This is a genomic window from Pseudomonas sp. R1-6 (assembly GCF_051132115.1).
Lineage (GTDB): Bacteria > Pseudomonadota > Gammaproteobacteria > Pseudomonadales > Pseudomonadaceae > Aquipseudomonas.
In genome coordinates this window covers 5,374,227-5,396,339 of the sequence record NZ_CP071662.1, presented here as the reverse complement: position 1 = coordinate 5,396,339, position 22,113 = coordinate 5,374,227, and the positions used below count along the sequence as shown (strand labels likewise).

The following is a 22,113-nucleotide window of genomic DNA, read 5'->3' as shown; positions in this document are numbered from 1 at the left end:
CCGACATGCCCGCTGCGCTTGATTCACCCAGCGACGAATCGCTGCTGGCCCGCTACCGAAATGGCGACGGGGCTTGTTTCGAAGCCCTGTATGCCCGCCATCGCCAAGGGCTTTATCGGTTCCTCGTGTCCTTGAGCAACAAGGCCGAACTGGCCGAGGAAATCTTCCAGGACACCTGGCTCAGCCTGATTCGCAGCACGACCCAGCCACAAGGACGGGCGAGTTTTCGTACATGGCTGTTCCAGATTGCCCGCAACCGCTTGATTGACCACTGGCGCAAGCATGGCGTCCACAACCCGTTGCACGACAGTTATGACGAGCAACTGCATGTCCAGCCCGACGACACCGGCGGCCCCGAGCAACAACTGAGCCTGAGTCGCGACCAGGCGCGTCTCGACGCCGCGTTGCAGGCCTTGCCCGAGGATCAGCGGGAAGTCTTCCTCCTGCGCCTGCATGGCGACCTGGAACTGCCGCAGATCGCCGCACTGACCGGCGCCCCACTGGAAACGGTGAAAAGCCGCTTGCGTTACGCCCAACAGAAATTGCACCGGCTGTTGGCCGAGGAGGTACCCGCATGATCGACCCCAAACACGCTCCGGATGCAGACGACAAAATATTGATCGAGCATTTGCGTCAGCACGCCAGCGGCGAACCGCCGGCCTCGCTAGACGCCTTTATCCTGGCCACCGCCCGACGCGAAGCTCCGGCGCCCGTGCCAAGCCTGTGGCAGCGCTGGTTGCAAGCTTGTCAGCGGCCACGTTGGCAGATGGCATTCGCCACGGTCGCCGGTGTGGCGCTGATGATCGGCCTGGCGCTGCGCTCACCCCTGCCTCACGATGAGTTGGCCGCACCCGCGTCGATCGAGTTTTCTGCCGACCAGCAAAAGTCAGCCGTCGCCGCCGCAGCACCGCCGGCCATGCCCGCCCCGGCCCCGATCGCCCGCATGGCGCCCCAGGGCGAGCTGGCCCGAGCCCCGGCCAGCCCTGTGCAATTGTTGGCGGAAAAGCCAGCGACGAGAATGAGCAAATCCGCACCCGCGGCACTGCCATCGCTGGAGCAGGGCTTGATGGAAATCCTGCAATTGCGGCAGGCAGGAGATAGCAAGGCCGCTGATGAAAAACTGCTGGCGCTGCACAAACGTTTTCCCAAGGAGGACTTGCCGGCGCGGTTGGAGGCTTTGCGTGAGCGTTGAAGAGATGCCAGCTCCCTCGCCACAGGCAGCAAAAACAAAAAACCCGCACGGGGCGGGTTTTTTGAAGCTCGTAGACTGTCCGGGACAGGTCTAGCTTTTGGTATGGCGCACCAGGCGGGATTCGAACCCACGACCCCTGCCTTCGGAGGGCAGTACTCTATCCAGCTGAGCTACTGGTGCAACGCGGGCGCCATGATACTCATAAGCATGGCGGGCGTCCATGCTGCTGATTTGCCGTTTGTTTCTGCCTCGCTCGGCGGCTGTTGGCTACGCTGATCAGAAAAAACAGGCAAATGCGGCTTTTTCGTTCTTTTTTTCGAACAGCCTATTGTCCTGCAACCCCATCGGCCCTAGGATTCGTTTGAGATTTCAAACGCTCTTGTCTGGGTGCTGAACCGCACGTCTATGCTTATGTGCGTTATTTCTGTGCTTCAGCCCGGTGGATGATTTCCCTGACGGCAGCCCCTAAGGCGCCTTTCTACAACTCTAATTCGCTCCGCGCGCGCGCGGTGCTGTTAAGGAAAGCCGACATGCAGCTTAAAGACACCCAGTTGTTCCGCCAGCAAGCCTTTATCGATGGCGCTTGGGTCGATGCGGACAATGGTCAGACGATCAAGGTCACCAACCCGGCTACGGGCGAAGTGCTGGGCACTGTGCCAAAGATGGGCGCTGCCGAAACCCGTCGTGCGATCGAAGCCGCCGACAAGGCGCTGCCGGCCTGGCGTGCGTTGACCGCCAAGGAGCGCGCCAACAAGCTGCGTCGCTGGTACGAATTGCTGATTGAAAACCAGGACGATCTCGGTCGCCTGATGACCCTTGAACAGGGTAAGCCGCTGGCCGAAGCCAAGGGCGAAATCGCTTACGCCGCCTCCTTTATCGAATGGTTCGCCGAAGAAGCCAAGCGCATCTACGGTGACGTGATTCCCGGCCACCAGCCCGACAAACGCCTGATCGTGATCAAGCAACCGATCGGCGTGACCGCTGCCATTACTCCATGGAACTTCCCGGCTGCGATGATCACCCGCAAGGCCGGCCCGGCCCTGGCCGCCGGTTGTACCATGGTCATCAAGCCCGCTTCGCAAACCCCTTTCTCGGCCCTGGCCCTGGTTGAACTGGCGCACCGTGCCGGCATTCCGCAAGGCGTGCTGAGCGTGGTCACCGGCAGCGCAGGCGATATCGGCGGCGAGCTGACCAGCAACCCAATCGTGCGCAAGCTGTCTTTCACTGGCTCGACCGAGATCGGCCGCCAGTTGATGGCCGAATGTGCCAAGGACATCAAGAAGGTTTCCCTGGAACTGGGCGGCAACGCGCCATTCATCGTGTTTGACGACGCGGACCTGGATAAGGCTGTCGAGGGCGCGATCATTTCCAAATACCGTAACAACGGCCAGACCTGCGTCTGCGCCAACCGCCTGTACATCCAGGATTCGGTGTACGACGCGTTTGCCGAGAAACTCAAGGCAGCGGTCGCCAAGCTCAAGATCGGCAATGGCCTGGAAGACGGCACCACCACCGGCCCGTTGATCGACGAGAAAGCGGTCGCCAAGGTTCAGGAGCACATCGCCGATGCCGTTGGCAAAGGCGCGACCGTGCTGGCGGGCGGCAAGCAGATGGAAGGCAACTTCTTCGAGCCGACCATCCTGACCAACGTGCCGAAAACCGCCGCCGTGGCGAAGGAAGAAACCTTCGGCCCGCTGGCGCCGCTGTTCCGCTTCAAAGACGAAGCCGAAGTGATCGCGATGTCCAACGACACCGAGTTCGGCCTGGCCTCGTACTTCTATGCCCGCGATCTGGGCCGTGTGTTCCGTGTGGCCGAAGCCCTGGAATACGGAATGGTCGGCGTCAACACCGGGTTGATCTCCAATGAAGTCGCGCCGTTCGGCGGCATCAAAGCTTCGGGCCTGGGCCGTGAAGGCTCCAAGTACGGCATCGAGGACTACCTGGAAATCAAATACCTCTGCCTGGGTATCTGATCCCGCTTCAAGCGCGAAGGGCACGAGAGCGCTGCCCCTTTGCGCGTTTCACCCGTTCTGTTTCTTGTGGCCGGAACGCTGCGGCAGTCGATCATCGCATGCTGCCGCAGTTGTCTCCCCGCCATGTATTCCTTGAGACACGCCGCCCTGAGCTGCGAATGAGGACTGTAAATGAGCAAGACTAACGCTGACTTGATGGCCCGCCGTACCGCCGCTGTTCCCCGTGGCGTCGGCCAGATCCACCCGATCTTCGCCGAATCGGCAAAGAACGCTACCGTAACGGACGTTGAAGGTCGCGAATTCATCGACTTCGCAGGCGGCATCGCCGTGCTGAACACCGGCCACGTGCATCCAAAAATCATCGCCGCCGTGACCGAGCAGCTGAACAAGCTGACCCACACCTGTTTCCAGGTCCTAGCCTACGAGCCGTACGTGGAACTGTGCGAAAAAATCAACGCCAAGGTTCCTGGTGACTTCGCAAAGAAAACCTTGCTGGTCACCACTGGTTCCGAAGCGGTGGAAAATGCCGTGAAAATCGCCCGCGCCGCCACTGGCCGTGCCGGTGTGATCGCGTTCACCGGCGCTTACCACGGTCGTACCATGATGACCCTGGGCCTGACCGGTAAAGTCGTACCGTACTCGGCCGGCATGGGCCTGATGCCCGGCGGTATCTTCCGCGCGCTTTACCCGAACGAATTGCATGGTGTGAGCATCGACGACTCCATCGCCAGCATCGAGCGCATCTTCAAGAACGATGCCGAGCCACGCGACATTGCCGCCATCATCATCGAGCCGGTTCAGGGCGAGGGTGGTTTCTATGTGGCGCCGAAAGAGTTCATGAAGCGCCTGCGCGCCTTGTGCGACCAACACGGCATCCTGCTGATCGCTGACGAAGTGCAGACCGGTGCCGGCCGTACCGGGACTTTCTTCGCCATGGAGCAGATGGGCGTTGCCGCCGACCTGACTACCTTCGCCAAGTCCATCGCCGGCGGCTTCCCGTTGGCCGGTGTCTGTGGCAAGGCCGAATACATGGATGCCATTGCACCGGGCGGCCTGGGCGGCACCTACGCGGGTAGCCCGATTGCCTGTGCCGCCGCGCTGGCGGTGATGGAGGTGTTCGAAGAAGAACATCTGCTGGATCGCTGCAAGGCCGTTGGCGAGCGCTTGGTGACCGGCCTCAAGGCCATCCAGAAGAAGTACCCAGTCATTGGCGAAGTGCGTGCCCTGGGCGCGATGATTGCCGTGGAGCTGTTCGAAAATGGCGACACCCACAAGCCGAACGCCGCGGCAGTGGCCCAGGTGGTGGCCAAGGCCCGTGACAAGGGCCTGATTCTGCTGTCCTGCGGCACCTACGGCAACGTCCTGCGGGTGCTGGTGCCGCTGACCTCGCCGGACGAGCAGTTGGACAAAGGCCTGGCGATCATCGAAGAGTGCTTCTCCGAGCTCTGATTTTTACGAGCTCTGATTTTCACGAGCGCTGAGCTGTGCGCTGATCCACAAAAAAACCCGCTTCGGCGGGTTTTTTCATACCCCGAGGAAGGGGGCTGGTGTTGTTGAGCTGTCTGGAACGGCCGCGATTGTCTAAGGTGCATGTATTGCAAGGGAGTGATACGGCATGACGGCTGTGGATTTACCCGCTGGACCGCGCGTATTGATTGCCGAGGCCGATCCAGCGTCTAGAGAATTGCTGGAGCAAGCGGTGTCAGAGGTGCGTTGCGACGCCCGGGTGCAGACCTGTGGCGAAGGAAAGCAGGCGCTGGAGCTGCTGGCCCAAGACCCATACGACTTGGTCATTGCCGACTGGGAACTGCCGGGCGTCGATGGCTTGAGCATCTTGCGCGGTTTGCGTCAGCAGCGCCGCTCCCCCGTGTTGCCATTCATCCTGGTGAGCCAGCGCAACGACAGCGCCAGCGTGCGGGAGGTATTACCGCTGGCGCCGGCGGCGTACCTGACCAAACCCTTGAACCGGGAAAACCTGACCCAGCGCCTGCAAGGGCTGCTCTTGAGTGGTGAAGACACCTCCAATGCCGCGCCCATCCCAGGACCAGCGCTGACATTGGCGACTTTCCTGGAGCGTCGACGGGATCTGGCCGAAGGCGCGCCGTTGATGACCGATGTGCAAGTGGCGATCAAGCGTAGCCTCAATCCCGGTGGGCTGGATCTGAAACTGCTGGAAGATGAGATCCGCACCGACCCGCAGATCACCGCAGTGCTGATCGCCGCGGCCAACAGTGCTGCCCAGCACCAGGGCGGCGGCCCCGTACAGACCGTAGCCCAGGCGTTGCACCAGCTCGGTACCGGGCAAAGCATGAATCTGGTTCTCGGCCTGACGCTCAAGCGCTGTGCCCGGCTGAGTGTCCCTTGCCTGGCGGACTATGCCGAACGGTATTGGGAATTGTCGCTGCACACCGCCGAGTACGCCCGGACCATGGCCCGCCTGCTCGACTTGGATCAGGAGCGCTGCTATTGCGCCGGCCTGTTGCATCGCTTGGGCGACTTGGCGCTGTTGCGCTGTCTGGAAGAGTGGAAGCAAGCCGGTGGTGAGCTGGATGAGCCCGAGGAGGTCGGGGATTCGCTCGAAGCGTTCGGCGCTGGCTTCGGCTCGGCACTGCGCGCCCGCTGGCGGCTGCCGCTGGAGCTGCGGGAATTGATCGCAGCGGTCTATGGCTTGGGTGGCGGGGTCTATTCCCGCGAGGCGCTGGTGATGAACATGGCCGCGCAGCTGGCCCATCTGCCATCCCAGCAAGGCCTGGAAGAACTGGCTCGGGGCCGCACGGCGCGATTGTTGAAGATCGGGCTGCCGGAATTGATGCGGCTGCGCCGTCAGTAAAACCAGTGCTTAACCCCGTGGGAGCGAGGGGTGAAGTCTGATCAAACTGCGATGATGCGGTTCTTCCCCTGACGCTTGGCCTCGTACATGGCCGCGTCGGCCCGGGAGAACAGGCTGTCGAGGGTCTGGTCTTCGGCGGTGATACCGGTCAGGCCCTGGCTGACGGTGATGCCGAAGTTTTGCTCGCCACAGCGGAACGCCAGGCGTTGAATTTCCCGTTGCAGGCGTTCAGCGACCTGCAGCGCCATGTCCGGTGGGCAGCCTGGAAACACAGCGGCGAACTCTTCACCGCCGATCCGCCCGAACAAGTCACCGCGCCTGAGCACGCTGCGTCCGCTCTCGGCGATCTTCTGCAATACCGTATCGCCTTCTTGATGGCCGTAGGTATCGTTGATCAACTTGAAATCATCGATGTCGAGCAGCAGGAACGCCATGGGGGTGCCTTGCAACCGTGCCTGCTCAAATTCACGATGGGCGCATTCGAAGAAGTGGCGGCGGTTGCTGCTCTGGGTCAGTACGTCGGTGGTCGCCAGGCGCTGAAGTTCGCTTTCGAGCAGCTTTTTCTCGGTGATGTCTTCGGCAATGCCGACGACGATCACCGGTTGGCCCGGATCAGCCTGACGGTTGATGAAGCATTTGTCGCTGAGCCAACGAATCTGGCCATCTGCGGCGATGATCCGGTACTCGCGATCTTCGACGGCGCCTTTGACCAGCACTTCCGCCAGGCTGCGCTCGGCGTAGTCCAGGTCGTCCGGGTAGATGGCATCGCGCCATTCGTTGTAGTCGGCCAGCACCAGGCCCGCAGGCCGGCCGAAAATCCGCTCGTAAGCCGGGCTGACGTACAGTACTTGCCGGGTTTCCCAATTGAATGCCCACAGCACCGCGTTGACGCTGACCAACAGCGAACTGAACAGCTGCTCCCGCTCGCTCAGGCGCGCAACTTCGCCCTGGGCGTGCATCAGCGCCATGAGTGTCTGGGCCGCTTCGGGCCAATGCGGCTGGGATGAATCCTGTAGGTTCTTATCGACCATCGGCACAAATCTCAAGGAACGTGCATTGCTATGGATTTGCACGCGCTCACTCCAAAGCCCGCCAGGATGGCGAAGTGCTCTTGAGATATGGGATTGCTGGCGAAGTTCCTTTTCAGGCGACGAAGGGCGGGGGGATGACGGCTCCCAACCTGTGGCGAGGGGATTTATCCCCGTTGGGCTGCGCAGCAGCCCTGAAACCAGTTGCCTCGGTGTGTCAGAAATAACTACATCGCTGTCTTGGGGCTGCTGCGCAACCCAGCGGGGATGAATCCCCTCGCCACAACAACCTCCCCGCCGCGCACATCGGTGTCAGGCCGTGGCGGGGCGCAGCGAATAGGTCTTGAGCTGGTCGGCGAAGTCGCGCAGGGACTGGATGCCACTGGCTTCCGCTTCGTGGACCCATTCCTTGATGGCGGCGAGCATGTCGTGGCCGTTGCTGCTGGTCTTGACCCAGATCTGCTGCAAGGCCAGGCGTTTTTCGTAGATCACCTTCAGCGCCTGGCTATGCTCCAGCATGTTCTGGATACGCACATGGTGGCGGTCGTCCAACAGGCTGGTTTCCCGGGACAGCAGGCGTTTGGCCCGATGGAACTGATGGCGGACCGAGTGATCGACCTTTTCCAGTTCCTGCTTGACCAGCGGCGCGATGACCAGCCGGCGATACTGGGCCATGATCTGGAAACGGTTGTTGAGGATCGCCATGGCGGTGTCCATGTCCAGATGGCCCTTGCCTTCGACCCGGTGGGCAATCGGCGCGACCCGCTGAACCTTCGCCAGGCGCAGGAAGCTGAAGACCTTGATCCAGGCCCAGCCCAGGTCGAATTCCCATTTGCGCACCGACAGCTTGGCCGAGTTGGGGTAGGTGTGGTGGTTGTTGTGCAGTTCTTCGCCGCCGATGAGGATGCCCCATGGCACCAGGTTGGTCGCCGCGTCGCGGCACTCGAAGTTGCGATAGCCCACGGCATGCCCCAGGCCATTGACCACGCCAGCGGCCCAGACAGGAATCCACATCATCTGGATGGCCCAGATGGTGATGCCGATGGTGCCGAAAAGCAGCAGGTCGATGACGCCCATGATCGCTACGCCCAACAACGGGAAACGGCTATAGAGGTTGCGTTCGATCCAGTCGTCGGGGCAATTCTTGCCGTAGATGCGCAGGGTTTCCGGGTTTTGCGCCTCGGCGCGGTACAGCTCGGCGCCTTTGCGCAGCACCGTGGACAAGCCTTTGACGACCGGGCTGTGAGGGTCATCCTCGGTTTCGCATTTGGCGTGGTGCTTGCGGTGGATGGCCGTCCACTCGCGGGTGTTCTGCGCCGTGGTCAGCCACAGCCAGAAGCGGAAGAAATGTTTGAGACCGCCGTTCAGTTCCAGGGAACGGTGAGCCGAATAACGGTGCAGGTAGACCGTGACGCTGATGATCGTCACGTGGGTCATCAGCAGGGTGACTGCCACCAGCGACCAGGGCGACAAGCCAAGAAAACCTTCGTACCACATAGGCTGTAGGGCCCTCGATAAAAATAGAAACTGCCGTTGCATTATCACCAGCCCGAGGGAGAAAACCAGTCGGCCTTTCAGATAAGAGTGGCAGGATGTTTCTTACTTTATAATCCCCGCAAATTACAGGGACATGGACGGCCGCATGACCAACTCTCAACGCACCGCCATGCACGGGGCATTGATTTACCTTCTGCTATCCGTTGCCTGGCTGCAGCTGGTTGGTTATTTACTGAGCAGTTTCTTCGATGATTCCGCCGACCGGCTTCGCTGGCAACTGATCAACGGTTATGCCTGGGCGCTGGTCAGCGCCGTGCTGATTTTCATGGCTCGGGTGCGCATCGCGCGTGGTTTGCGCAGGGGCGAGGGCACTGTCGATCGTGAGCGATTGCGCCAGGCCGCCGCCGTCTTCGATTGCACCCGCGAAGGGGTCCTGGTCACGGACCGTCAAGGCCTGATCGTGCATGTCAACCCAGCGTTCATGGCGATCACCGGTTACGCCCGCGACGAGGTGCTGGGCCGTCAACCCAACCTGTTCAAGTCCGGCCGGCATGGCCCGGCGTTCTACCGGGAAATGTTCGCTTCGCTGTCCAGCCGTGGCGAATGGAGCGGCGAAATCTGGAACCGCCGCAAAAGCGGAGAGATTTATCCGCAATGGCAGACCATCCGTGCCGTTGTCGATGACGAGGGCGAAGTCAGTCAATACGTGGCGGTGTTTTCCGACATCAGTGCAATCAAGGATTCGGAGCATGAGCTGGCGCACCTGGCCCATCACGACCCGCTGACCGGCCTGCCCAATCGCCTGCTTTTTTGCGACCGCACCGAGCAAACCGTGGCTTCGGCGCAGCTTCACAAGCGTGGGTGCGCGCTGCTGCTGTTGGATCTCGACCACTTCAAGAACATCAACGATAGCCTCGGCCATGCCGTGGGAGATGAATTGCTCAAAAGCGTGGCCCAGCGCTTTCTCGGGTTGTTCGCGCCGGGCATCACCCTGGCCCGGCTAGGCGGCGATGAGTTCGCGGTGGTGGTGGAAAATTGTTCTCAGCCAGGGCAGGCGGCGGCCTTGGCCAGGCGCATCCTCGATGTATTGAAAGAGCCTTTGCAGCTCGGCGGACAGTCGCTGTTTATCAACGCCAGCATCGGTATCAGCCTGTTTCCCGGCGACGCTCTCAGTGCCGAGCAATTGCTGCGCAACGCCGATTCGGCACTGTTCAAGGCCAAGAGCAGTGGGCGCGATGGGTATGCCTTGTATACCGAAGAACTCACCACCCATGCCCAACAGCGGGTGGAGATCGGGTTCGAGCTGCGACGCGCGCTGCAGCAAGACGAACTGCGCGTGCATTACCAACCGGTACACGACCTGGCGACCAGCCGTCTGGTCGGGGTCGAGGCCCTGGTACGCTGGGAGCATCCCACGCGTGGGCTGGTGTCGCCGGCCGAGTTCATTCCCATCGCCGAGCGTACGGGGCTGATCGCCCAGATCGATGCCTGGGTCATGAAGCAGGCCTGTCGCCAGATGGGAGAGTGGCAGCAGGCCGGGGTGGTGCTGTCGTTCGTGGCGGTCAATGTCTCCAGCCGCCTGTTCGCACGTCGCGAATTGTATGAGCAAGTCGCCCGCGTGCTGCACGAGACTGGCCTTGACCCGGCCCTGCTCGAATTGGAAGTCACCGAAAGCGCAGTCATGGAAGACCCGGAAGTCGCGCTGGAACAAATGCACCGTTTGCGCGAATTAGGCGTGCGCCTGGCCATCGATGACTTCGGCACGGGTTATTCATCGCTGCTGCGACTCAAGCGTTTGCCGGTGCAGAAACTGAAGATCGACCAGGGGTTTGTCGCCGGGTTGCCCTGGGATGAAGATGACGCGGCGATCGTTCGCGTGATCATCGCCCTGGCTCACAGCATGGGCATGCAGGTGCATGCCGAGGGCATTGAACAACAGGAGCAAGCGGCGTTTCTGCTGGGCCAGGCGTGTGAGCTGGGGCAGGGATATTGGTTTGGCCGGCCGGTGGCTGCGTCGCAGTTGGATTGGGATCGGGCGCCTGTTGTTTGATCACCTGGCATTGCTGAGAGAACTGACGCCATCGCGAGCTTGCTCGCGTTGGCGTCAGTTCTGCTGGTATTGATCGATTTATTTGAACTTGATCAGTGCAGCTACAACGCCCATCCATGCCAGAGTAAAGGTTATCAACGTTCTATCAATGATGAGAAGACGTTTCAGATAGGGTGGGAAATGTTTGACATCAACAGGGTCCACATCCCCGATGCGGATATACGCATTCGAAAATATCACCATCCCGGCAATTTTACTGAGCAGTAAAAATCCTCCAAAACAGCCTCGATTCCGCCAAGCGGGGCCCCAAAGGTATATGAAACGGCTATTTTTCAAAGCGTCCATCATGGTGTCCAAATGATGGAGAATTAGATACAGACTGAACACCAAGCACGCAAGGTTCAAGGGGATCATAGCCAACACAATCCAATCAGACAGTGAAGAGTCCCAGAACTTCCCCAGCGTCATGGCAAAGCTATTTCGTACATAAGATCACCTATTTTTTCGCCTCCCATACTTCCAGCAGCTGTACCTGCCCAAGCACCAACGCCCACTACGGCCGCGACACAAATAACACCTCCAATACCAGTAGAGACACCAAGCGCCAAGCAAAGCGGCCCGCTGGCTGATAGACCTAAATTTCCACCCCAAGCACCGCCGAAAGTGGATAGGCCGAATTTTCCCCCTTCAGTGAACTTAACTTTCTCACAAGCCGCCTCAGAGCCTCCGTTACAAACTTCCTGTACCGCGAGCACTGAAGACACGCCACCAATCCCAATGCCGACATACCCACCCATCTGCATATATTTTGCGGCACGACTTATGCTCTCAACATGTGTCGCATACCCCGGTATCTGCCCCGGCGCGCCAGCCTTGTTCCAATGATGAACCAGACTGCGATTCGAAATACCAAGGGCGGTTTTCAGTTTGGGATGGTCACCCAGTGTCGTATGGCCGCGCAGGCGTGTAGAGTTCAGCAGGTGCGCATCCAGTTGGGCGAGCAGCAGCTTGCGTTCGGTAAAGAATTGCGCTGATTTGAGATGTCCGTGCTGGCGATAACTGTCCTGATGCAAGCGCTCCATGGCTTGCAGGGTGTCGCGCAGGCTGGTCAGGTGTTTTTCCATTACCACGGCGCTCACGCCCAGCCAAGTCGAGGTCTTGCCGGTGAAGCTGGCGATCTCGGCTGCGTGGCGGTGCATGAAGTCGGCTTGTTCGGCCGTCAGGTCTTCGAGCGCGGCATTCACCGTTTCCGCTGCCGCCATCACCTGTGCTTCTTCGCGGGTGCATTGCAAATTGGTTGGATCGCTCAGTACGATCATCGACCCCGCTTTGACCACATCGTGATGAGGGTTCAGCGTTCGAAATTTGCGTATCACCTGTGGATCGGGAGCCGGGAATAGCGTGGCTTCCAGCGCTTTGCGGGTCACGCTTTTAGAGACGACATAGAAACCCGGCTCCGGGGGTTCCATGCGGGTGAATGCCGCGAATGCCGGGTTGCTTGAAGGGGCAAAACCGGAGTGGCGCGACGCAGCGGGAACGGTGTTCGCGGGCTGTGAAACCGGTCCAGCGGCTCGGCCGGCTTGCGGTGCAGCGCCGGCTTTTCTGTACGTGGCCGAGAGTAGCGATGGAGTCAACTGAGCGTTACAAGGGCAACTGCTAACGCTGTCCAGCGAGCCGGCGTTACGCCGGCCGTTGCTGGTCATGCCTGATATCCCGCCCACAATCCGATAAGTCTTCCCGTCCTTGCCACAAGAAACCGGATCACCTTCACGGGCACGAGCGATACCATTCATTCTGTTGTGTCCGTCCCCATCCATGACCTTTCCGCCGCAGGTGGTCTGGTCACCGAGTCTAATGTAATAACCCTTGCCCATTAGATTTCCCCTCCATCGAGGCCACCCATAAAACGATGGGGGGCTGATCGGGTGCAATCCCTGCGGCAGGGCATTTGGGAAGAAGAGGAAAGCTCGTACAACGCAAGGTCACGCGTCCTACAAATCGACGGCCGCTCTGCTATCGCGAGCGCGCCTGCTCGCGATAGCGATGCTCAGTCTGCGTCAATACCTGCGCTAACCCTCGGCGCCAGTCGCCGCTATCCCCTTCGTCTCCAAATGATCCAACGCCCGCTCCACCAGCAACTGAACCCCATCGGCCATTCGACTGATCGCCAGGGCGACGCTGCGGCGTGATTCGTCGATGTCGTCGGCCAGGTCGGCGGCGATCGTACTGATGGACAGCAAGTCTTCGGAGGCGTTGGCGAGCAAGGTTTCGGTGTCGATGTGCGGGGAGACGATGAAGAGTTGGTCTTTGTCAGGTTCCGGCGGTGAGGCGGGGTGGGGCTTGAGGTAGTAATCGAGGGCGCGGTTGGTGGCGTCTTCGAGCCGTTGATTTTCGAGTTTTTCGACGCGGGATTTATGGCCGTTTTGCGGCGGATTCGGCGTAGGTTTGAACATGGGTAAGTTCCTAAAGAGAACCGCCCTGGATCGCTTGCACGCAATGAAGGGTGGCAGCTGTGTGCGAGTGTGCAAGACCGAGCAACCTTACCCAAAACTCGGCAGATCCGAAGACCTCCCGAACACAGCCGCCATAAAACACGGGCACGAATGCGCCACGAATGGCTAGAAGCATTAAGGGTTGGTGTTTTACTCGGACTTGCACGTCCGTGTCACCGTTTTTTGCGATGACGAAGAAAGGTTAGCGATGCATTTCCCCAGTGCCTAGTTCATCAACGCCACCACGGTTTGAAGGAAATCTCCGAGGGTTTGGCAGGGAAAAGGACCCACGATCAGATCCATCGCAGGACGCCAAATTAGAGTTGGTATTTTGGTTATATAAAAATTCTTAAATAGTCTTTTTAAGAATATCCCGCTTTATCTAGTATTGCTCCCACGCCGCAAGCAGTGCCGCCCACTGCCAGGCATTCATACAAGGAGCAGCAGCATGAGCGCATCCCTACGTAGCGTTGACGGCCAGGACGAAGCAACCATCTTGCGCGAGATCCAGAGCGCATTGCGTGACCTGCGCTTTGGCGCGGTGGAAATCACGGTGCACAACGCGCAGGTGGTCCAGATCGAGCGCAAGGAAAAATTCCGCCTGCAGCAACCGAGTCAGAAACCGAGTTAAAGGATCGCCGCCTACGGCAGCTCCGACCGGGGGGCTGTGGCGTGGGCGCTGTCGCAGGCGGCGATCCTTGCTGCAAGCCATCCGATTCCAGAAGCCATAAAAACCAGAATTCCAGGAGCTTTCACCATGTCGTCGATTCGCCGTTATGCCTTGGCCGCCCTGGCCAGCGCTGTTTTTGCAGGTTCCGCGGTTGCCAAGGATTACGAGCTGCTCAATGTGTCCTACGACCCGACCCGCGAGTTGTATCAAGAGTACAACGCCGAATTCGCCAGTTTCTGGAAGAAAGCGCATCCGGATGACACGGTGAAGATCCAACAGTCCCACGGCGGCTCGGGCAAGCAAGGCCGGGCGGTGATCGATGGTCTGCGCGCCGACGTGGTGACCCTGGCCTTGGCCGGCGACATCGACGAAATCGCCAAGCTGGGCAAATCCCTGCCAGCGGACTGGCAAACACGCCTGCCAGATGCCAGCACGCCTTACACCTCGACCATCGTGTTCCTGGTGCGCAAGGGCAACCCCAAGGGCATCAAGGATTGGGGCGACCTGATCAAGGATGACGTGTCGGTCATCACACCGAACCCGAAAACCTCCGGCGGCGCTCGCTGGAACTTCCTCGCCGCTTGGGCCTATGGCTTGAAAGCCAACGGTGGCGACGAGGCCAAGGCCAAGGAATATGTGCAAGCGCTGTTCAAGCACGTGCCGATCCTGGACACCGGCGCCCGCGGTTCGACTATCACGTTCGTCAACAACGGCCAGGGCGATGTGTTGCTGGCTTGGGAAAACGAAGCCTTCCTGGCGCTGAAAGAAGACGGTGGCGCCGACAAGTTCGATATCGTCGTGCCGTCGCTGTCGATCCTCGCCGAACCGCCGGTGGCGGTTGTGGACAAGAATGCCGAGAAAAAAGGTAATGCCGAGATCGCCCAGGCGTACCTCAAGCACCTGTACAGCCCGGCCGGCCAGGAAATTGCCGCGAAGAACTACTATCGCCCGCGTGACAAGGACGTGGCCGCCAAGTATTCCCGCCAGTTCCCGAAGGTGGAGCTGGTGACCATCGACAAGGACTTCGGCGGCTGGAAAACTGCCCAGCCGAAATTCTTCAACGATGGCGGTGTGTTCGACCAGATCTATCAGGCGCAGTAAGCTGGGCAGGCCTGAAGGGCTGATTGCTAGCTGAAGCCAGACACTGAATCTGTGGCGAGGGGATTTAGCGAAACGTCGCACCGCCCCGTTGGGGCGCGAAGCGGCCCTGAAGCTGGCATGCCGTTATGCTCAGGTGAATCGAGTCGACTGCTTTGGGGCTGCTTCGCAGCCCAACGGGGATAAATCCCCTCGCCACAGTTGTGCGTTCTCAACCAAGGACCTTTATGTCGCGTCGCATATCCCCCGTCATACCCGGCTTCGGGCTGACGCTGGGCTACACCCTGGTGTACCTCAGTCTGATTGTGCTCATACCCCTGGCGGCGATGTTCGTGCATGCCGCCCAACTCACCTGGGATCAGTTCTGGGCGATTATCTCGGCGCCGCGGGTGCTGGCTGCCTTGAAGCTCAGCTTCGGCACCGCGCTGTGTGCCGCGATCATCAACGGCATCATCGGCACGCTGCTGGCTTGGGTGCTGGTGCGCTACACCTTCCCCGGCCGCAAGGTCATCGATGCGATGATCGACCTGCCCTTCGCCCTGCCCACCGCCGTGGCCGGTATCGCGCTGACGGCGTTGTATGCGCCGACCGGCCTGGTTGGCCAGTTCGCCACCGACCTGGGTTTCAAGATCGCCTACACCCCGCTGGGCATTACCCTGGCGCTGACCTTCGTGACGCTGCCGTTCGTAGTGCGCACGGTGCAACCGGTGCTGGCCGACATTCCTCGTGAGGTCGAAGAGGCCGCTGCTTGCCTAGGGGCGAAGCCGTGGCAGGTGTTCCGCCACATCCTGATGCCGGCGCTGTTGCCGGCCTGGTTGACCGGGTTCGCCCTGGCTTTCGCCCGTGGCGTGGGCGAGTACGGCTCGGTGATTTTCATCGCCGGCAACATGCCGATGAAAACCGAGATCCTGCCGCTGCTGATCATGGTCAAGCTCGACCAATACGACTACACCGGCGCCACTTCCATCGGCGTGCTGATGCTGGTGGTTTCCTTCGTCCTGTTGCTGCTGATCAACTTGCTGCAGCGGCGCATCGAAACCCCATAAGGAGGCGCGAATCATGTCCCAATCGTCTATTTCCGCCGCTTCCACCAACGCCGCCCGTCGCGGCAGCGCGACGTCGCGGCGCGTGCTGATTGGCCTCGGCTGGCTGATCTTTGCGCTGTTTCTGCTGCTGCCGTTGTTCATCGTCGTGTCCCAGGGCTTGAAGTCCGGCCTTGGGACGTTCTTCGCGGCAATCTTTGAGCCTGACGCCTTATCGGCGCTCAAACTCACGGTGTTCGCGGTGTTGATTTCGGTGCCGCTGAACCTGGTGTTCGGCGTGAGCGCCGCGTGGTGCGTGAGTAAATATTCATTCCGTGGCAAGAGCATGCTGGTGACGCTGATCGACCTGCCGTTCTCGGTGTCGCCAGTGATCGCGGGCCTGGTCTACGTGCTCATGTTCGGCGCCCAGGGGCTTTTCGGGCCGTGGCTGTCGGATCACGACATCCAGATCGTGTTTGCGCTGCCGGGCATCGTCCTGGCGACGATTTTCGTCACGGTGCCGTTCGTGGCCCGTGAGCTGATCCCGCTGATGCAGGAACAAGGCACCCAGGAAGAAGAGGCCGCGCGCCTGCTCGGCGCCAATGGCTGGCAGATGTTCTGGCATGTCACCGTGCCGAACATCAAGTGGGGCCTGATCTATGGCGTGGTGCTGTGTACCGCCCGGGCCATGGGCGAGTTCGGCGCGGTGTCGGTGGTGTCCGGGCACATTCGGGGGGTGACCAACACCCTGCCGCTGCACGTCGAGATCCTCTACAACGAATACAACCACGTGGCCGCGTTCGCCGTGGCGAGCCTGTTGCTGATCCTGGCGCTCTTCATCCTGCTGCTCAAGCAGTGGAGCGAAAACCGAATCAACCGCCTGCGCGCCAGCGCCGCGGAGGAATAAGTCATGTCGATCGAAGTCCGTAACGTCAGCAAGAATTTCAACGCCTTCCGGGCCCTGGACGACATCAGCCTGGACATCCAGAGCGGTGAGCTGGTGGCGCTGCTCGGGCCATCGGGTTGCGGCAAGACCACCTTGCTGCGGATCATTGCCGGCCTCGAGACGCCGGACCAGGGCAACATCGTCTTCCATGGCGAGGACGTGTCCGGCCACGATGTGCGCGATCGTAACGTCGGGTTCGTGTTCCAGCACTACGCCTTGTTCCGCCACATGACCGTGTTCGACAACGTCGCGTTCGGCCTGCGCATGAAGCCCAAGGGCCAGCGCCCGAGCGAAAGCCAGATCGCGACCAAGGTCCACGAATTGCTGAACATGGTGCAACTGGACTGGCTCGCCGACCGCTACCCCGAGCAGCTGTCCGGCGGCCAGCGCCAGCGTATCGCGTTGGCCCGCGCCCTGGCGGTGGAGCCCAAGGTATTACTGCTGGACGAACCATTTGGCGCCCTCGACGCCAAGGTCCGCAAGGAACTGCGCCGCTGGCTGGCGCGGCTGCACGAGGACATCAACCTGACGTCGGTGTTCGTCACCCACGACCAGGAAGAAGCCATGGAAGTCGCCGATCGGATCGTGGTGATGAACAAGGGCGTGATCGAGCAGATCGGCTCGCCGGGCGACGTTTACGAAAACCCGGCCAGCGACTTCGTGTATCACTTCCTCGGGGATTCGAACCGCCTGCACTTGGGTGAGGACCGGCATGTGCTGTTCCGTCCTCACGAAGTCTCGCTGTCGCGCTCGGAACTGGAAGACCACCACGCCGCCGAGGTGCGCGACATTCGTCCACTGGGCGCCACCACGCGGGTGACCCTGAAAGTGGAAGGCCAGAGAGAGCTGATCGAGGCCGAAGTGGTGAAGGACCACGACAGCCTGGTGGGGTTGGCGAAGGGCGAAACGTTGTTCTTCAAGCCGAAGGTCTGGCAGAAAGTCTCCAACCTTTAAGATCAAAAACATCGCGAGCAAGCTCGCTCCCACAGGGATTTGTGTATGGCGCAGATCCAGTGTGGGAGCGAGCCTGCTCGCGAAAGCGCCCCGATCCGAATCTGAATAACCCCGCTGGGCCTTGCTTCGATTGGTTCTACTTTTAACCTTCCCCTGACCCAAACCCTACCTAGACTCTGACATGCCAGGAGGCAAGTGAGAGTCCATGACGGACCGGTGTTGTTGTCTCCTGGCGCCCTGATGCCAAGGAGAAAAAGCATGAGAATGGAAGTCAGTCGGCACGGCCCTTTCGGTTGTGCCTTGTTAAGCGTTCTGTTGAGTCCTTCTGCCAGCGCCGCCCCCACGTTGTCTCCCCAGATACCTTTCGATGTCACGGTGACCGAACCGGTTTCACTCTCCAGCCTGCAAGCCAATTTCGATGATTTGTCATGGCAGACCTTCATCGCTCTGAATTGGCCGGCCCTGGACAATGGCAACCCCAATACCGGCGTCACCATCGGAAAACAAGACGGGGCAACGGTTTGGGAAAGTTGGAAAGAGAGCTACCAGATTTTTCGTGCGAAAGGGCAGGCACCACTGCCTTGGAATGCGCCGGCGACCCTGCCTGAAGCGTGTAAGTCACTCAAGTCCGGCCGCCTGTTACAACAAATGGGCAAGGTGCCCGACGTGCTGGATGAATTTATCCAGCCCTTCGAGAGCGGTCCGCTGGTGGATCAGAACGGCGTGTATACGCGCAATGAAATCGTGGTCAACCAATCGATGTTCGACGGGATCGTAAACAACGGCCTGTACAGCATCGAAGGCCAGCAGCAGTTCTTCGCCGCGAACCCGAACAACACCGTGGCATTCAGCTGTGGTTCTACCAAGAGCCAGGAAGTCGGCGCGGTGATGGTGAAGGCGTCGTGGAAAGTGCTCGGTCCCAGCGACAAACGACAGGATTTCCATACGGTCGATGCCCTGGTCTACACGCCGGGCAATAGCGACCCGGGCAAAGGGCCGATCGTGGAGGAATCGTGCGTGTCCGAGCCGGTCGGGTTGGTGGGGTTGCACATGGTCCACAAAACCGCCAATGCGGCCCAGTGGGTCTGGTCGACTTTCGAGCACGTAAAAAACGTTCCTGAAAAAACCACGCCCGTCGGACAGCGCACGGGCCCTTATCTGTTCTACAACGCCGATAGCCAGAGCGCCATCAATCAGCCTCCGCCACGGCCGTGGAACCCGGCGGTCAAGGCGACGCCTTCGCAAATCGTGCGGGAAGTGCCACTGACCGAGGCGACCAAGACGCTCAACGCCTCCTATCAAGCGCTGTTGCGTACGGCCAATCCACAAAGTGTCTGGGCGAACTATCAGCTGATCAGCACCCAGTGGCCTTCAGACCCGCCGAAGGATTGCCAGGTATCGGCCGCCAACCCGCTGGGTAGCCCAGCGCCGTCGTTCCTGGCCAACGCCACGCTGGAAACCTATATCCAGGGCACCGTTCCCCAGGCGTCCTCCAGCTGCATGGCGTGTCACGGCAATGCGGCGACCCATGTCACCGAATCGCCGCGCACCAGTTTTGCGGACTTCACCTATTTGCTCGAACGCGCGCAGTCCACCAGTGGGCAAGGAGCCAAGCAATGAGTACCGATCTGGACAATTTTGTAGGCCTGTCGTCGGCCCTGATCGGCATTTCGACGGATCGTCTGGCGCCGCAGATCGACCCGGTCGGTCTGCCGCCGATCTTTCTCGATTACGTGACTGCGCGCATTTCTTCTGACGTGCTCAACGCGTTGCTCACTCAGTACGCCACCCTGGCGGCCGACCATGTACCGCCCGACCAGATTGCCGAGCAAATACTCAAATTCAATATGCAGCCGACGATTCCTGACACCGTGCTGGCTGCGCGTTCGATCATGAAACTCTGGTTGCTAGGCGTCTGGTACCAGCCTTTCGATACCTCGGATTTCAAGAAAGGCAGCTCGGAGGTGGTGGCCGACCAAGCCTACATCTACAGCTGGGCCTGGAAAATCGCCCAGGCTCATCCGATGGGCTACAGCGAATCGTTCTTCGGTTATTGGAACGGCACGCCGCCCAGTCTCAAGGATTTGACGGGAGTATCCGCCAACGGACAGCAAGGAGCGTCGTCATGAGTACCGAACAAGCAGAAGTGGTGATCGTTGGCGCCGGATTGGCCGGTAGCATCATTGCCTATCAATTGGGTATGGCGGGGGTGGAGGTGCTGGTGCTGGAGTCGGGGCCGGAAATTCCGGCCAACCGTTCGCAGTATCTGGAGCGCTTCTACACCTCGACGTTGAAAACCCCCGAGTCGCCCTATCCGCCGGTGACCAGCCTGGACCCGGCACGTGATCCTGCCACCCAGAATGCGCCGCGGGCCACTATCGCCGACCTGATCCTGGGCTGGAACCAGCCGAAGGTCAGCTATCTGGTGCAAAAGGGGCCACTGCCATTTACCAGCACCTATGAACGAGTAGGCGGCGGCACGACCTGGCATTGGGTCGGCACTTGCCTGCGCATGGTGCCGAACGATTTTCGCTTGAAATCCCTGTATCGCGTTGGTGTGGACTGGCCTATTGGCTATAACGATCTGCAAAGCGCCTACTGTCGCGCGGAGGCTGAGATTGGCGTGTCGGCCGACGTTGCCGACCAAGCCTACCTGGGCATGACCTTTCCCGAAGGCTATGCGTTCCCGATGCACAGTATTCCGTTGTCACTCGTCGATGGCAGCTTTGTCACCGCCGTCACGGGGCAGACGTTCGATAATTTGCCGCTGGTGGTCAGCCCGACGCCGGCCGGGCGCAACTCCCAACCTTATGCCGGTCGCCGGGTTTGCGCCGGCAATACCAACTGCACGCCGATCTGCCCGATCCAGGCCAAGTACGACGCCACTGTGACCATGAACAAGGCCCTGGCCACCGGCAAGGTGCGCGTGCTTTATCGAACCGTGGCCAGCAAAGTAACCGTTGGCCCCGACAGCAACATCAACGGTATCGAGTTCAAGCAATATCAATTGGGCGACGGCCCCGTCGTAGGAACCGGCGTGGCGCTCGGACAGCGCTATGTGATTGCCGCCCATGCAATCGAAACACCGAAACTGCTACTCAACTCCGCATCGACTGCTTGGCCCGCCGGCGTGGCCAACAGCAGCGGTCAGGTGGGCCGCAGCCTGGCTGACCATCCAATTTATCTGGCTTGGGGGCTGATGCCCGAGGGCAAGGCGATCTTTCCTTATCGGGGACCGCTATCGACGGCGGGCATCGAAAGCCTGCGCGACGGCGCCTTTCGCAGCGACCGCGCGGCCTGGCGTATCGAGATCGGCAACGAGGGCTGGAACTGGCCGGCCGGTGATCCCTACACCACCGTGGCCGACTTTATCGATGGGGTGAACAATGGCGGCGCCAACCCGGGTAATACGTTGGTGTCCGGAACGGCGCTGGTGAAGAAGCTCAACGACGTTTTTACCCGCCAGTTCCGGATCGGTTTCCTGGTTGAACAGGTTGAGGATCATCCCGATCAGGCTGACAGCTACATCGTGCCTTCGGCCGAATACAAGGATCGGCTCGGCATTCCACGGCCGGAAATCCATTACGACCTGTCGGAATACACCAAGAAAGGTTTCCAACAGGCGAAGGTGCTCGCCAGCCATATCATCAAGGACTTGCTTGGGGCGCAGGAATTGACGCAACCCATTGGACCTGGACTCTTCGATTATGAGGGGGTGCGGTACAGTTTCCAGGGTGCCGGTCACCTGATGGGGACCTACCGCATGGGCGACGACAAGACCAAATCGGTAGTGGATAAACACCAGCGCAGTTGGGACCACAAGAACCTGTTCCTGGTGGGCGATGGCGTCTTCCCAAGTACCGGCACCTCGAACCCGAGCCTGACAATCGCCGCGCTGTCGTTCCAGGCCGGGGATACGTTGGCCAATGACCTGCGGGCGGTGACGATGCAGGTTCAATCCAACAAGGCCTGGCAGGGCACCGGTGTGCAGCTCAACGCCCAGGTTCCGCGTGTGGTCCGCTATGTCAGCGGCCAGTGGTGCGCCAGCAAAGAGGGTGGGATGGTGGATGGAAACGGTGGCTCGCGGCACATCACCTATTCCAGCTATACGTTGCCCGGCGCGGCTGAAGGTGCGTTGATCGGCCGGGTGGGCGACGGCGGGACGCCGTTTCTGATTGGTGATCGGGCGCAGCTACCCGTGAATCAACAGGGGGAGCTGCAACTGTGCATCAACGATGACTTGACGAGACAGCATGGCGCCGGCCTGACCGACAATGTTGGCGCGCTGACGATTCGGGTCGAGTTCGGTTCGCTGTAACTTGAGCGGTGAAACCTAGCTACTGTGGGAGCGAGCTCGCTCC

At 60.3% G+C, this 22,113-nt stretch carries 18 protein-coding genes and 1 tRNA gene; 14 read left to right on the top strand and 5 right to left on the bottom strand.

The features are described 5' to 3' along the window. The first annotated feature begins 5 nt into the window (after positions 1–5). Complete coding sequence (locus tag J3P81_RS24125) at positions 6–578, top strand: RNA polymerase sigma factor (RefSeq protein WP_420767779.1); 573 nt, start codon at positions 6–8, stop codon at positions 576–578. Continuing rightward, the gene (locus J3P81_RS24120; RefSeq protein ID WP_434561342.1) at positions 575–1,192 is read left to right on the top strand and encodes a hypothetical protein; all 618 of its coding nucleotides are present in this window, start codon (positions 575–577) and stop codon (positions 1,190–1,192) included. The genes J3P81_RS24125 and J3P81_RS24120 overlap by 4 nt, the downstream gene beginning before the upstream one ends. Before the next feature lie 103 nt (positions 1,193–1,295). On the opposite strand, the gene J3P81_RS24115 is transcribed toward J3P81_RS24120, so the two are convergent. Continuing rightward, a tRNA-Arg gene (locus J3P81_RS24115) sits at positions 1,296–1,372 on the bottom strand. Between the two features lie 350 nt (positions 1,373–1,722). On the opposite strand from J3P81_RS24115, the gene gabD reads away from it, so the two are divergent. The 3 genes from gabD (at position 1,723) to J3P81_RS24100 (ending at position 5,995) form a co-directional block, all read left to right on the top strand. Next, positions 1,723–3,165: an NADP-dependent succinate-semialdehyde dehydrogenase gene (gene gabD, locus J3P81_RS24110; protein WP_420767748.1), complete on the top strand. Its 1,443-nt coding sequence runs from the start codon at positions 1,723–1,725 to the stop codon at positions 3,163–3,165. A 171-nt stretch (positions 3,166–3,336) separates the two neighbouring features. Continuing rightward, complete coding sequence (gene gabT / locus J3P81_RS24105) at positions 3,337–4,614, top strand: 4-aminobutyrate--2-oxoglutarate transaminase (protein ID WP_420767749.1); 1,278 nt, start codon at positions 3,337–3,339, stop codon at positions 4,612–4,614. 166 nt (positions 4,615–4,780) lie between these two features. Further along, positions 4,781–5,995 carry an HDOD domain-containing protein gene (locus J3P81_RS24100; protein ID WP_434561340.1) on the top strand — a complete coding sequence of 405 codons (1,215 nt, stop codon included), beginning with the start codon at positions 4,781–4,783 and terminating at the stop codon, positions 5,993–5,995. Positions 5,996–6,036: 41 nt separating this feature from the next. On the opposite strand, the gene J3P81_RS24095 is transcribed toward J3P81_RS24100, so the two are convergent. Next, the gene (locus J3P81_RS24095) at positions 6,037–7,026 is read right to left on the bottom strand and encodes a GGDEF domain-containing protein (protein ID WP_420767751.1); all 990 of its coding nucleotides are present in this window, start codon (positions 7,024–7,026) and stop codon (positions 6,037–6,039) included. 309 nt (positions 7,027–7,335) lie between these two features. Then, entirely contained in the window at positions 7,336–8,520 is a 1,185-nt protein-coding gene (gene desA, locus J3P81_RS24090; RefSeq protein WP_434561338.1) for a delta-9 fatty acid desaturase DesA, read from the bottom strand. 145 nt (positions 8,521–8,665) lie between these two features. Here desA and dibA point away from each other — a divergent pair, with 145 nt between their 5' ends. Next, positions 8,666–10,570 carry a phosphodiesterase DibA gene (gene dibA, locus J3P81_RS24085; protein WP_434561336.1) on the top strand — a complete coding sequence of 635 codons (1,905 nt, stop codon included), beginning with the start codon at positions 8,666–8,668 and terminating at the stop codon, positions 10,568–10,570. Between the two features lie 464 nt (positions 10,571–11,034). On the opposite strand, the gene J3P81_RS24080 is transcribed toward dibA, so the two are convergent. Together J3P81_RS24080 and J3P81_RS24075 are read right to left on the bottom strand one after the other, a co-directional pair. Next, entirely contained in the window at positions 11,035–12,363 is a 1,329-nt protein-coding gene (locus J3P81_RS24080) for a PAAR domain-containing protein (protein WP_434561334.1), read from the bottom strand. A 276-nt stretch (positions 12,364–12,639) separates the two neighbouring features. Next, positions 12,640–13,023 (bottom strand): DUF6124 family protein, encoded by a 384-nt coding sequence (locus J3P81_RS24075; RefSeq protein ID WP_434561332.1) that lies wholly within the window; start codon positions 13,021–13,023, stop codon positions 12,640–12,642. A gap of 487 nt (positions 13,024–13,510) precedes the next feature. Between J3P81_RS24075 and oscA the strand changes: the two genes are divergently transcribed. The 8 genes from oscA (at position 13,511) to J3P81_RS24035 (ending at position 22,070) form a co-directional block, all read left to right on the top strand. Then, positions 13,511–13,693: a sulfur starvation response protein OscA gene (oscA, locus tag J3P81_RS24070; RefSeq protein WP_030138496.1), complete on the top strand. Its 183-nt coding sequence runs from the start codon at positions 13,511–13,513 to the stop codon at positions 13,691–13,693. A gap of 126 nt (positions 13,694–13,819) precedes the next feature. Beyond that, entirely contained in the window at positions 13,820–14,833 is a 1,014-nt protein-coding gene (locus J3P81_RS24065; protein WP_434561330.1) for a sulfate ABC transporter substrate-binding protein, read from the top strand. Positions 14,834–15,057: 224 nt separating this feature from the next. Then, a complete protein-coding gene (cysT, locus tag J3P81_RS24060) occupies positions 15,058–15,876 on the top strand; it encodes a sulfate ABC transporter permease subunit CysT (protein WP_420767759.1) in 819 nt (272 codons plus the stop codon). A gap of 13 nt (positions 15,877–15,889) precedes the next feature. Next, positions 15,890–16,759, top strand: a complete 870-nt coding sequence (gene cysW, locus J3P81_RS24055; RefSeq protein ID WP_420767760.1) for a sulfate ABC transporter permease subunit CysW — start codon at positions 15,890–15,892, stop codon at positions 16,757–16,759. A 3-nt stretch (positions 16,760–16,762) separates the two neighbouring features. Then, a complete protein-coding gene (locus J3P81_RS24050) occupies positions 16,763–17,752 on the top strand; it encodes a sulfate/molybdate ABC transporter ATP-binding protein (RefSeq protein ID WP_434561328.1) in 990 nt (329 codons plus the stop codon). 258 nt (positions 17,753–18,010) lie between these two features. Further along, positions 18,011–19,372, top strand: coding sequence for a cytochrome C (locus J3P81_RS24045; protein WP_434561326.1), 1,362 nt, complete (start codon positions 18,011–18,013; stop codon positions 19,370–19,372). After that, positions 19,369–19,881 (top strand): sorbitol dehydrogenase, encoded by a 513-nt coding sequence (locus J3P81_RS24040; protein WP_434561324.1) that lies wholly within the window; start codon positions 19,369–19,371, stop codon positions 19,879–19,881. Before J3P81_RS24045 ends, J3P81_RS24040 begins: the two co-directional genes overlap by 4 nt. Continuing rightward, on the top strand, positions 19,878–22,070 hold the full coding sequence (locus J3P81_RS24035; RefSeq protein WP_434561322.1) for a GMC oxidoreductase: 2,193 nt from the start codon (positions 19,878–19,880) through the stop codon (positions 22,068–22,070). Before J3P81_RS24040 ends, J3P81_RS24035 begins: the two co-directional genes overlap by 4 nt. Positions 22,071–22,113 lie beyond the last annotated feature (43 nt).